Origin of the sequence: Mesorhizobium sp. WSM4307 (genome assembly GCF_007003945.1) — a bacterium.
Lineage (GTDB): Bacteria > Pseudomonadota > Alphaproteobacteria > Rhizobiales > Rhizobiaceae > Mesorhizobium.
In genome coordinates this window covers 1-12,379 of sequence record NZ_VFTB01000027.1, presented here as the reverse complement: position 1 = coordinate 12,379, position 12,379 = coordinate 1, and the positions used below count along the sequence as shown (strand labels likewise).

The 12,379-nt window shown below is 63.8% G+C and carries 8 protein-coding genes; 6 read left to right on the top strand and 2 right to left on the bottom strand.

The window, feature by feature from the left end; genetic code table 11:
• Positions 1-160: 160 nt before the first annotated feature.
• The 3 genes from FJV83_RS35965 to FJV83_RS35955 all read left to right on the top strand — a co-directional run bounded on the left by FJV83_RS35965 (position 161) and on the right by FJV83_RS35955 (position 3,469).
• Positions 161-2,311: a ParB/RepB/Spo0J family partition protein gene (locus tag FJV83_RS35965; RefSeq protein WP_095775741.1), complete on the top strand. Its 2,151-nt coding sequence runs from the start codon at positions 161-163 to the stop codon at positions 2,309-2,311.
• A gap of 106 nt (positions 2,312-2,417) precedes the next feature.
• Positions 2,418-2,822, top strand: coding sequence for a hypothetical protein (locus FJV83_RS35960; RefSeq protein WP_095775684.1), 405 nt, complete (start codon positions 2,418-2,420; stop codon positions 2,820-2,822).
• Between the two features lie 131 nt (positions 2,823-2,953).
• On the top strand, positions 2,954-3,469 hold the full coding sequence (locus FJV83_RS35955) for a DUF1419 domain-containing protein (protein WP_245318352.1): 516 nt from the start codon (positions 2,954-2,956) through the stop codon (positions 3,467-3,469).
• A gap of 263 nt (positions 3,470-3,732) precedes the next feature.
• Here the strand turns inward: FJV83_RS35955 and FJV83_RS35950 are convergent, their stop codons facing one another.
• The gene (locus FJV83_RS35950) at positions 3,733-4,191 is read right to left on the bottom strand and encodes a hypothetical protein (RefSeq protein WP_095775683.1); all 459 of its coding nucleotides are present in this window, start codon (positions 4,189-4,191) and stop codon (positions 3,733-3,735) included.
• A 246-nt stretch (positions 4,192-4,437) separates the two neighbouring features.
• Between FJV83_RS35950 and FJV83_RS35945 the strand changes: the two genes are divergently transcribed.
• Positions 4,438-5,121: a transposase gene (locus FJV83_RS35945; protein WP_246691960.1), complete on the top strand. Its 684-nt coding sequence runs from the start codon at positions 4,438-4,440 to the stop codon at positions 5,119-5,121.
• A gap of 36 nt (positions 5,122-5,157) precedes the next feature.
• On the opposite strand, the gene FJV83_RS35940 is transcribed toward FJV83_RS35945, so the two are convergent.
• Complete coding sequence (locus FJV83_RS35940; protein ID WP_095775682.1) at positions 5,158-6,351, bottom strand: DUF1173 domain-containing protein; 1,194 nt, start codon at positions 6,349-6,351, stop codon at positions 5,158-5,160.
• A gap of 184 nt (positions 6,352-6,535) precedes the next feature.
• On the opposite strand from FJV83_RS35940, the gene FJV83_RS35935 reads away from it, so the two are divergent.
• Positions 6,536-11,089, top strand: a complete 4,554-nt coding sequence (locus tag FJV83_RS35935) for a strawberry notch family protein (protein WP_142886631.1) — start codon at positions 6,536-6,538, stop codon at positions 11,087-11,089.
• 12 nt (positions 11,090-11,101) lie between these two features.
• Positions 11,102-12,178, top strand: a complete 1,077-nt coding sequence (locus tag FJV83_RS35930; RefSeq protein WP_095775680.1) for a toprim domain-containing protein — start codon at positions 11,102-11,104, stop codon at positions 12,176-12,178.
• The last annotated feature ends 201 nt before the right edge of the window (positions 12,179-12,379 follow it).

Genomic DNA, 12,379 nt, shown 5'->3' with positions numbered 1-12,379 from the left:
CATGCTGGAAGGATGCACCTCCGGCGGCTCGGCCTCGTCGAGGTCTGAGCCGGGGCCGGGTCGGCGTGAGGCCTGGAGGCAGAGGGGGGAGGGGAGGGTTTTTGACGGGCTTGGAGGTTCGGGGAGAGGCCCCGGGCCGCCCGTCATGGAGAACCTGACCATGGCAAAGAACGCCATTCAGAAGATCGCGATGAACGCCGCGGAGAATATTTCCTATGACAAGCTGATGCTGTCGCAGAAAAATGTCCGGCGCATCAAGGACGGGGTGTCGATCGAGCAGCTGGCCGAAGACATCGGACGGCGAAGGCTGATCCAGAGCCTGAACGTCCGTCCCGTGCTCGACGGCGAGGGCGAGAAGACGGGCATGTTCGAGGTGCCCGCCGGCGGCCGGCGTTATCTCGCGCTCGGCATCCTCATCAAGCAGAGGCGCCTGGCGAAGAACGAGCCGATCCCCTGCATCGTCAACCGCGGGCAGGAGACCTCGGCCGAGGAGGATTCGCTTGCCGAAAACCTGCGGCGCGCCGACCTGCACCCGCTCGACCAGTTCCGGGCCTTCAAGACGCTCAGCGATCAGGGTCTCGATCCAGACGAGATCGGCGCCCGGTTCTTCGTATCGCCGGCGACTGTTAGGCAGCGCCTGCGGCTGGCCTCGGTGTCGCCAAAACTTCTCGATCACTACGAGAACGACGAAATCCGTCTCGAACAGATCATGGCGTTTTCGATCTCGGACGATCACGCGCGCCAGGAACAGGTCTGGGAGCGGATTTCCAGCTCGCACACGCAGGAACCCTATTACATCAGGCGCCTGCTGACCGAGACCACCGTTCGCGCCGACGATCGCCGGGCCGTCTATGTCGGCGCCCAAGCCTATGAAGCGGCTGGAGGGGTCATCCTTCGCGACCTGTTCGAACAGGATTCCGGCGGCTGGTTCCAGGATGCCGCACTCCTCGAGCAGCTTGTCTTCGACAGGCTGAAGGTGGATGCCGACGCGATCCGCGCTGAAGGCTGGAAATGGGTGGAGGCGGCGATCAGCTTTCCCTATGGCCACACCTCCGGCATGCGGCGCATCTACGCCGAGGCGCAGGAGCTCAGCGCCGAAGAGATCGCACGCTACGATGCGCTGAAGGCTGAATATGACAAGCTGGATGCGGACTATGCCAAGGCCGAGGATGCCGACGAAGCAATCGAGGCGAAGCTCGACCAGCTGGGTTCTGATCTCGATGCGATCGATGATCGTCCTCAAAGCTACGATCCCGCCCAGAAGGCCACTGCCGGTGTGTTCGTTACCCTTGCCGCGAATGGCAAGCTCCAGGTCGACGCCGGTTTCGTGCGGTCCGAGGACGAGCCGCGGCCCGAAACCGGCGATGTCGATGAGGGCGAGGAAGGGGGCGCTGCCGGCGGAACCCGGTCCAATGGCGACGACGATTGCGATGGTGTTGTCGTCAACGGTAAGCTGGTGAACGACGCCTCTGGCGACGACGGCGAGGACGACGGCATCAAGCCACTGCCCGATCGGCTCGTCTTCGACCTGACCGCGCAGCGGACGCTGGCACTGCGCAACGCGCTCGCCGGCGACGTCGACATCGCCTTCGTCGCCGCACTCCATGCCTTCGTCCTGCAGGTTTTCTATCGCTTCGCGCCGGACACGTGCCTGGAGATCAGCCTGAAGAGCGCCAGCTTCAGCCAGGTTGACGGTCTTGCCGAGACCTCCTGGGCCAAGGAGTTCGCCGAGCGGCACGAAGCCTGGGACCGCGATTTGCCCGATGAGGCGGAAGGCCTGTGGGACTTCCTTCTCGGCCTCGATGAAGCAAGCCGCAAGGCGCTGTTCGCGCACTGCGTCTCGCTGACCCTCAATGCGGTGGTCGAACCCTGGAACAGGCGAGCTAAGGCGCTCGAGCATGCAGACGTGCTTGGCCGCTCGCTCCAGTTCGACATGGTCGACGCCGGGTGGACGCCCACGGTCGAGTTCCTCGGGCGGCTCACCAAGGCGCGGATCCTGCAGGCTGTCCGTGAAGCGCGTGGCGCAGACTCCGCGCAGCTGATCGACCACATGAAGAAGGACATCATGGCCCGTGAAGCCGCCCGGCTTCTCGAAGGCTCGAACTGGTTGCCCGAGCCGCTGCGCGTTGAGGTCGATGAAGTGTCTGCCGATGCTGGCAACGCGGTCACCGGCGACATGTCGGACGAGGCAGCCCTCGACGGCGATGCCGCCGAGCTGCCGGCCTTCCTCGCCGACGATGCGGATCCGTCCTCCGATGAGCCGGTGACCATCGACGGCGACGAAACGGACCACCTCCAGGCCGCCGAATAACCCGCCTCACGCTCGCACCGGCCCGGCACTCCCGCCGGACCTCATTTCAGTTCCAACTCACTCTCAAGCCCGGGATCGCCATAGCGCGCCCGGGCGTTTTTGTTTCATGGAGATCGACATGTTCGACTGGAAAAGATCCTGCTCCTACGACGAGCAGCAGAAGAGACGTTTCCACACCACAGCCCGTTCACGGCTGAAGAAACTCGCCGCCGAACTCGCGCTGCCGCAGGGAAGCTTCGACCTGCGCTCCAACAGGGCAGGCATCGCCGTTTGCGGTGAAATTACCCTGCACCATGACCACGCCTACATCCAGGTCGGCCAGTTCGGTTTGTCCTCAGGTCACGGTATCCTGATCCGCACCTGCAAGGGCCGCAAGGACTATACCGGCGGAGCCAACCACTTCGTCGCCCTCGGCATGCTGGACGACATTCCGGCGCTCGCCGCCGCCGTCCGTGCCATCACTGGAGTTGGTCGAGACGCTTCGCGTTCCTCCGAACGACGCGCCGCCTAAACTCCTGCAAACCCCATCATCGCCGATGCACGTGCCGGCCGCGGGCTCTGCCCGTCGCCAGCCACAACACAGCAAGCAGTTGCCATGGCACGGTGATGCCGCGCGTGGCCGACCTGCCTTCAGGAGACCTTATGACCGCACATCCACCCTTCAGGAAGGTGCTCGACGGCGTCGCCACCCGCGAGCAGATGTTCCAACTGTTCAGCCGTCACAAAGACACTCCCGGCATCGATCCCAATTCCGGCACTCCCTATTCAGGCGAGTGGTTTGAGATCACCGCGTCCGAATACCACTTCATGCTAGATTTGTTGCCGCCGCTCTTCCTGCGCACCGGCATGTTCGGAATGTCGGAGTATAAGGCCGGCAACGTGACCAGCGTATTCTTCGCGATCCGGATCCGGGGCCGCGAGCGCTGGTTTCATGGCTTCTGCGATCTCACCGATCGCCAGTCGCCAGACAAGATGCGCGCCGCCATCATCGCCCACGAGACCGGCGCGAGCGACAGCATGACCCGCGCGGAAGCTCGAGGCGATCTGGAACATAACCCCTGTCGAGCTCAGGGGGATCGCCCGCAACGCAGACCCCGAGACCGGGTGGGCCGGACATCAAGGCAAACGCACGATTCTCGTCAACGCCGGAAGGCATGATGCTGCCTTCAAGCCGCTCGATGATCTGTCGGATCTCGAGATCGACGAGTTCCTGTCCAAAGTGCGATTGCGTCGGAGCTGACGAAGGAGGGCGACGATGGATATCTATGAGAACCGCGCCTCGACGGCGATACCTCTCCATGACGGTGACCGACTTTCGCTCAATGTATGCACCCGCTTCCATCCTCAGCTGTTGAGACCTTCGAGACCGTATGGCCAACTGCCCCGAGGAAATAAGCATCCGCCCTCAGAAAAACGTCTGCTCAGTGCCCGCCACGCGGGAGGTATCCGGCATTGCGTAAAGCGCCGATGAACAGGCTGGCCGGGCCTGCGATACTCGTCCTGGCTTGCGTTGCCAGCGGCAGCGTGTTCCAGTCCTCCAACGGAGCGATAAAGTTGGAGAAAGTGCCATTGACCATGCAATGGCTGGTCAACAAGCCCTGCTTATCCAGCACCAGAACCCCTGTCTGATTGCTTGGATACCGGATGGCGGCGACGCGCTGAAGTTCCATGTCGCCATCGATGCGCAAATTGAAAAGCAGCACGCCCTGGCTTCTGTGGGCGACTTCCGCGACTTTTTCCGCGAAAGGAACAGAAAGCGCACGAACGCTGTCGACCGCCATCCCGAAAACAAGCGCGTCCAGCTCTTCCGCCGCCATAAGAAGATTAGTTCCCAAGAAAATAGGGATTGCAATCGCTCCAGCCGGATTGTGCACAGTCATCGCACTCCGCCGGCTGGACGCCTGAGCATCGGTGTTGATGCAGCTCTGAAGATCAGCCCATCACCTCTCAGTAGGGATGTTCGCCCTCCCGTTGATTGAGCCGGCTGCGCAAGGCCCATGACACACCGCTTGCTCGTTGCGGGGTTTCTCCGATAAAGCACGACGAGAGCGATAAGATAGGTCGGATACTCGCTAACACGAACAGCGACTTGACTTGCAAGTCATGCTCACATCAAGGAACAGACTATGAAGCGCCAGATCCGGCCATTCATCGTGGAAATGAAACAGAGGCGCGGTAAGCAGAAGCCAAGCCATTCGATCTGGGGCGATCTCGACCTGTCCAAGATTGCCACGGAGATGACGCAGCCGGGCTATGCTGCTCCGCTCCCAAATTCCCAGGTCATTGACTTCAGTATAAGACCCCTTGATGCTGAAGAAGGGGATAAACCACAAGCGGAGTATATGATGGCCGATTTTCAGGACGCTCAGACTGTTCAGACGACAGTAGCGCCAGCCAAAGTGGAAGTGCCTGAATCGAAGAAGAAAGTTCCGCGAGCAAAGAAATCGAAGGCAGAGCTCGTAAAGCCGGCCCGCAAGAACGGAGCGAAACCTGCGCCCGCGGCCGCAGAAGCTCCCGTGGCAGCGAAGACCGCCCGCAAGACATATTCCGAGAAGGAACGCGCCCAGAAGCTTGCCCAGATCGAGAAATCGATCGCTGCCGGCGCGACCAGCAAGATTGCGGTCGGCCAGGCCGGCATATCGGAGCAGACCTACTATTATTGGAAGAAGGCTGCCGCACCTTCCTCTGACAGCGGCGATCTTCGCGATCTTGTCGCGCTCGAAGAAGAAAACAAGCGCCTTAAGAACCTGCTTGCCGACCGTCTGCGCAAGGAAAATGCCGAGCTCAAGAAGAAGCTGGGCCTGGCCTAAGGCATACTGAGGCGCGTTGGAAATTCCGCCCGACGCTCAAAGGGGTAGCGGCGGCATATCGCCTTCGCCGACCCGCCACACCCAGGAGCCGATCTCCGGTCGCGCGGCGATCATTTCGTCGAGCGACGCTTCGTAGTTTTCGTCCGCTCCGGCCGGAACGACAAAGAGCGCTATCGGCTCGTCCCTCTTCTGAAGCAACGCATTGGCGATCGGCTGGTCGGGTTGCAGGTCAAAGCGCAATCCCTTCACGCTCTTCTCGCGAAGGCGGGCGAGCCCATCGACGAGCCTTTTCTCCGGGACCGTCTCGTAGGGAATCCAGTTCTCGGAGACCACCATCAACGCAATCTCCTCGACAATGGCGAGGCCGGCCGGGTTCAGTCCGAACGTCGCGATCGTCATGAGATGCGAGCTGGAATCCGCTGCCCACAGGGACAATTCTTTTTCAAAACGCGCCTGCAAGCGGCGATGCAATGCATCGTCGATGATGAAGGGAAAACCGGGCAAATGCCTGATGACGAGTTTCTGACCGGAGCGGGCGGGAACCATCTCCTTCATCTCCCCCACCAGGACGAGCAGCTTTCGGGGACCTGATTTAGGCGGGAGGGCCGTGCCGAGAACCGCGTTGCGACGTTGCTCGATGGCTTGCTTGTTCTCGGCGCGAAACGGCTCGGGCACGAACAGGATATCCGCGAGTGGGCCGCCCCTCACCGTCATTTGCCCGGCAGCCTCGAGCAGATGCCAGCGGACATTCCACCAATGCCGTTTGCCGGCCCACCTCGATGTCCAGACCGTCAGTTCGGCCTCGTGCCAGAGATAATGAAGCAGGCCACGCAGCGACATCCTCCTGGGATCGGCCGTTACGCTGGCGGAACTTTGCCCCGCAGGCACCGATGCCGCACGGCTCCCCGTCTTCGACAGGCTGAAGTCCAACTTAAGGGCGGCCAAGCCGTTTTGCGGATCGAGCTGTATCGCACTGCCCATCAAGGCGCCCAGCCCGGACAGTTCGTAAGGTGATTCATAGGAATCACAGGATAGATCATGTCCGCCGCCGCTAAGCGGCATGCGCTTGATCAGGTGAAGGTCGCCGATGCGGGCGATGTACATCGGGCAGCCCGGCTCGCGGCACAGGCATAGCGGACGCTCGGTGCGGGCATAGGCACTCGCCAGCGCCGCCTGCAGGTCAGGCGCTGCCTCCTCGTAGACCGCACTGCCAATTCTGAACCGTCGCATCACCTCCACAGCTCCAGGTCGCCGCCGCATCCCTGTGCGCGCATTCAAGTCATGGGTTTGCAAAGAGCGCAACCCCTTTGGTGCATCGGCGCCAGAGGCAGAGGGGAGCCGGGAGGAGTGTGCCCGGCTGGCGCGGAGAGAGTGCCGGCGCGGGCGCCACTCCCCTCTCGCGAAGGACATCTCCATGAACATTGTTTCGACCACGTCTGCTGTTGCCCGGACGGCCGCTTCCCCCGACGCGCCGACGCCCACCCCCATCAACAACGCCCAGGCGATCCATCAGGCCGGAATGCGGCTTCTGCATTTCCTCGAGCAGGGCAAGCGTGTCACCACCGCCGCATTGCGCACTGCCATGACGGCAAGTTTGGGCGGCAGTGATGCGCAAGGGTTGTGGGTCTGGAAGGACGCCTATGAGGCGCTGGAAGCCGCCCAGGTGCTATTTCTGCGCCGGTTCGGCCCGACGATCCTGTCGCGGTCGATCACGCCTCAGGCAATGCTGGTGATGATGAAGCGCATTGCCGAGCTTCTTCCCACCCATACGCGACGGTCCGACGAGAGCCAAGCCATGCAGCAGCTCTCCACGCCCTTGCCCCTGGCCTTCGTCACGGCGCACGCGGCGGCGATCGCGTCTTGTGACCTCGTTCTGGAACCCTCGGCCGGCACCGGTCTGCTCGCCGTCCATGCCGAGATGGCGCGCGCCTCGATCGCCCTCAATGAGCTTGCCGCGACACGGGCCGATCTACTCTGCCTGCTGTTTCCAAGGGTTTCCGTCTCTCGGCACGACGCTGCCCATATCGACGACCATCTCGACGCGGTCATCGAGCCGTCCGTCGTGCTGATGAATCCACCCTTCAGCGTCGGCGCCAATGTCGACGGCCACGTCACTGACGCGGCATGGCGACATCTCTCTTCCGCATTCGCACGCATGCGCGCCGGCGGGCGCCTGGTCGCCATCACCGGCACCGGGCTGTGTCCGGAAAACCCCAAATGGCGGCCGGCCTTCGAAGGCCTGCAGCAACAGGGCACCATTGTCTTTACCGCGGCGATCGACGGCCGTGTCTACGCCCGCCATGGCACCACCACTGAGACCCGTCTGACAATTATCGACAAGGTACCGGCCGCCGAACCGAAAAACTTCGTCCGGTCGCCGGGCAAAGCCACCGATGTCGAAACGCTGCTCGCCTGGATCACGGATCTGCCGCCCCGGACACCGGGTGGCTTTCCCGATTCGATCGGCACCCTATCGAACGGGATCCTGCGCAATGCCGCCATGCAGATGGCCGCCCGATCCGCGGCGAGAGCCGGACCCGTTGCGGCCGTTCCGCAGGTCATCCGGCCAGTCCGCCCTATTGTCCTCCGGGCAAAGCCCACCCGCCCCATCATCGCGAGCACCACCCCGGCTGTTCCCCTCGCCTATGAGCTGCGCGACTGGATGCCGGAGGACGGCGGCCGGCTCACCGACACGATCTACGAACCCTACGCGCTCCAGTCGATCGACATTCCCCGCGCAAAGCCGCATCCGACGCCGCTCGTGCAGTCGGCCGCAATGGCCGCCGTCGCGCCACCAAAACCTTCCTATCGGCCGCTTCTTCCTGATGCGATCATCGACGAAGGCCTGCTGTCGGACGCCCAGCTCGAAAGCGTCGTCTATGCCGGCGAAGCCCATTGCGGCCATCTTGCCGGCACCTGGGCGGTTGACGAGACCTGCGATGTCGTCTCGGCCGCACCAGAAGGGGCTGCGAACGCTGTCCGCTTCCGTCGTGGATGGTTTTTGGGGGACGGGACCGGATGCGGCAAGGGACGGCAAGTCGCCGGCATCATACTCGACAACTGGCTGCAAGGGCGACGCCGCGCGATCTGGATTTCCAAGTCGGACAAGCTGCTGGAAGACGCACAGCGCGATTGGGCGGCACTTGGCCAGGAAAAACTTCTTGTGCAGCCGCTGTCGCGTTTTCGCCAGGGCACGCCGATCCGCCTTGCCGAGGGCATCCTGTTCACGACCTACGCGACGCTGCGCTCGCAGGAACGGGAAGGCAAGAAATCCCGGATAGCCCAGATCCTCGAATGGGTTGGCCAAGAGGCGGGGAGGGCCGAAGGCCCGACAGGGAACGGAGAAGAGTCGGCAGGGAGGGCCGAAAGCCAGACAGGAATTGGAGAAAACCCGTCGGGGGCGAAAAAATCTTTCGATGGCGTCATCGTCTTCGACGAGGCCCACGCCATGGCCAACGCCGCTGGCGCCAAAAGCGAGCGTGGCGACGTCGCCCCGTCGCAGCAAGGAAAGGCGGGACTGCGGTTGCAGCACGCCCTTCCCGACGCGCGCGTCGTCTACGTCTCCGCGACCGGTGCGACGGCGGTCGAGAACCTCGCCTATGCGCAGCGTCTCGGCATCTGGGGCAGCGAGGATTTTCCCTTCGCCAACCGCGCCGAGTTCGTCGCCGCGATCGAGGATGGTGGTGTCGCGGCGATGGAAGTACTCGCCCGCGATCTCAAATCGCTCGGCCTCTATGCGGCGCGTTCGCTCTCTTATGACGGGGTCGAATACGACCTGCTCGAGCATGCACTGAGCGACGAACAGATCCGCATCTACAACGCCTATGCCGACGCGTTCCAGGTCATTCACAACAACCTGACCGCAGCACTCGAGGCGACCAACATCACCAGCAAGGCCGGCACGCTGAACCGCGACGCAAAATCGGCGGCGCGTTCAGCCTTCGAGAGCACCAAGCAACGCTTCTTCAGCCATCTCATCACCTCGATGATGACGCCGAGCCTGCTCGGCGCGATCGAGCAGGACCTCGCCGACGGTCATTCGGCGGTCGTACAGATCGTCTCGACCGGCGAGGCGCTGATGGAACGACGGCTTGCCGAAATCCCAACCGAGGAATGGTCTGACCTGCATGTCGACGTCACGCCGCGCGAGTACGTCGGCGGCTACTTGATGCACTCCTTCCCCACCCAGTTGTTCGAGGAATATTCGGACGCCGAGGGGAATGTCTATTCGCGGCCCGTCCACGACGCCGACGGCAATCCCGTCCAATGCCGCGAGGCCGTTCGCCGGCGCGACGAGATGGTCGAAAAACTCGCATCGCTGCCGCCTGTCGGCAGCGCGCTCGACCAGATCATCCATCACTTCGGCACCGACACCGTCGCAGAGGTGACCGGCCGGTCGCGCCGCATCGTGAAGAAGACTGGCCGCGACGGCATCGACCGGCTGGCCGTGGAAAACCGCCCTGGCTCGGCCAATCTCGCAGAGACCCAGAGTTTCATGGATGACGACAAGAGCGTACTGATCTTCTCCGACGCCGGCGGCACAGGCCGTTCCTACCACGCCGATCTCGGCGTCAGCAACCAGAGGCTGCGCAAGCACTATCTGCTCGAAGCCGGCTGGCGCGCCGACAATGCCATCCAGGGGCTCGGACGGACCCACCGCACAAATCAGAAGCAACCGCCGCTGTTCCGGCCGATGGCCGCCAATGTGAAGGCCGGCAAGCGCTTCCTGTCGACGATCGCCAGGCGGCTCGACACGCTGGGCGCGATCACGCGTGGCCAGCGCCAGACCGGCGGGGCAGGGCTGTTCCGTGCCGAGGACAATCTCGAAAGCCCCTACGCGCGGGCCGCACTTCGACAATTCTACATGCTGCTGCATCAGGGCAGGATCGAAGGTTGTTCGCTCACCACCTTCGAAACCGTGACCGGGCTGTCGCTGACGACCGACGAGGGCGGGCTGCGCGACGACCTGCCACCGATCACGACCTGGCTCAATCGCCTGCTGGCGTTGCGGATCGAAACCCAGAACCTGCTGTTCGAGGTGTTCGAGCAACTGATGACGGCGAAGGTCGAGGGCGCGATCGCTGCCGGCTCCTATGACAAAGGCCTGGAGACGATCACGGCGGAGAGTATCGTCGTCACCGATCGCCGCACCGTCTACGCGCACCCAGTCTCGGGCGCGCAGTCGCATGTGCTGACCGTCGCGCGCAAGGACCGAATTCGGCCGCTCAGCCTCGTCGACGCGCTGGCCATCGTCCAGGCGGAACCCCAATCGGTTCTGTTGGTGAACACGCGATCGCACCGCACGGCGATCCGGCTGCCGACGGCGAGCCTGATGCTCGACGACGGAACCGTCGAACACCGAGTGCGCCTGCTGCGGCCGACGGACGAACTGCGCTTCGGTCTCGACGCCCTTGCCGAAACCCACTGGCAACCCGCCGACCGAAAATTGTTCTGCGACCTGTGGCAGGCTGAAGTCGCCGCCGTCCCGGAGTTCACCACCAGCACCTTTCACATCGTGACGGGTTTGCTGCTGCCGATCTGGCGTCGGCTGCCGGATCATGATTGCCAGGTCTACCGGATCCAGACCGATGCCGGCGAACGCATCATCGGCCGTCACATCGCGCCGACCCTTGTCGCGACCATGTTGCGCAATCTAGGGCTCGATCATGTGCCGACGCTCGCGCCGCAAGATGCCTGGACCGGGCTCGTGGAAGGCAAGGTCGGACTGCAACTCACCGATGGCCTGACCCTGCGTCGCAGTCGGGTCATGAACGACTACCGTATCGAATTGATCGGCTTCACCGACGCTTTTGTTCCCCGGCTGAAGGCGCTAGGCCTGATCTCCGAGATCATCTCCTGGAAGCTCCGGCTGTTCATCCCGACGAGCGAGCAAGGGCCGTCCATCCTCGCCGAGCTCCTCGACCGCCACACACTGGTCGGCGTCACCGACCGCGCGTCAGCGGCGTAAGGGGGGACGATCATGACCGTCTCGGCCTCCGAACTGGCGCGCCGCCTTGGCGAACATGCCGAGGCGGTGTGTCGCGGCTATCTCTCCAACGGCCATCGCTCCGGCAACTACTGGATGGTCGGCGATGTCCACAACACGCCTGGACGGTCAATGTTCGTCCGGCTCAGCGGGCCGGAATCCGGTCCCGGCGCCGCCGGACATTGGACCGATGCCGCCACAGCCGAATTTGGCGATCTGCTTGACGTCATCCGCGAAAGCTGCGGCCTGACCGAGTTCCGCGATGTCGCGGATGAAGCGCGTCGCTTCCTCGCCATGCCGCTGCCACCGCCCCAGCCCGCCGGCACGCAGCGCCAACCTGTCGCAACACGCGGCTCGCCCGAGGCCGCGCGTCGCCTGTTCGCCATGTCCCAACCGATCGTCGGCACGCTGGCCGAACGATATCTTGCTGGCCGCGGCATTCTGCTCTCCGCGCATGAGCGTGCCCTGCGGTTCCATCCCGGCTGCTACTACAGGGATCTCGTGACCGGCGAGACGCAGACGCTGCCTGCGCTGATTGCCGCTGTCACCAACCCTGACGGGCAGATCACCGGCCTGCAGCGCACGTACCTTTCCTCTGGCTTGTCCTCTGGGCTGGACCCGAGCGGCAAGGTCGGCAAGGCGCAACTTGCCGATCCACGCCGCTCGCTCGGGCATCTTTTTGGCAACGGCATCTGGCTCGGCCTTGAGCCCGGTGCGCCCGTCCCGGTCATGGCCGCCGGCGAGGGTTTTGAGACGATGGCGTCGCTTAAGGTGGTGATGCCGGCGCTGCCGGTGGCCGCCGCCACTTCGGCCAATCACCTCGCCGGCCTGACGTTCCCGCCCGGCTGCCGTCGCCTCTACATCGCAGCCGATGCCGACGCCGCCGGTCGGCACGGCATCGAGCGTCTCAGCCAGCGCGCAGGCGAGGCTGGGGTTCTCGCCCTGGTGTTGTGGCCGCAGCTCGGCGATTTCAACGACGATCTGCGCCATCTCGGCCCGGCCCATCTCGCGGCATGGCTCCGCGATCAGTTCGTCCCGGAGGATGCCCGTCTCTTCCTGCCGCCCGGATAAACGGCCCTAATAGGCAGCCGGGCGGGGGTGGCGTCACCGGAAGACTTTTAGGCATGGCGGCGGTCCGCCGGGCGAGGCCGCGCCCGCGGCCTGCCCGAGAGGCGACCCCTGCCACCCCCCGTTCACGGCCGCAACGGCTGCGCCGTCCTCCGCTCACGCTCCGGCCTTCGGTGCGGCCGCGCCCCGGGGCGCGGCCGCACC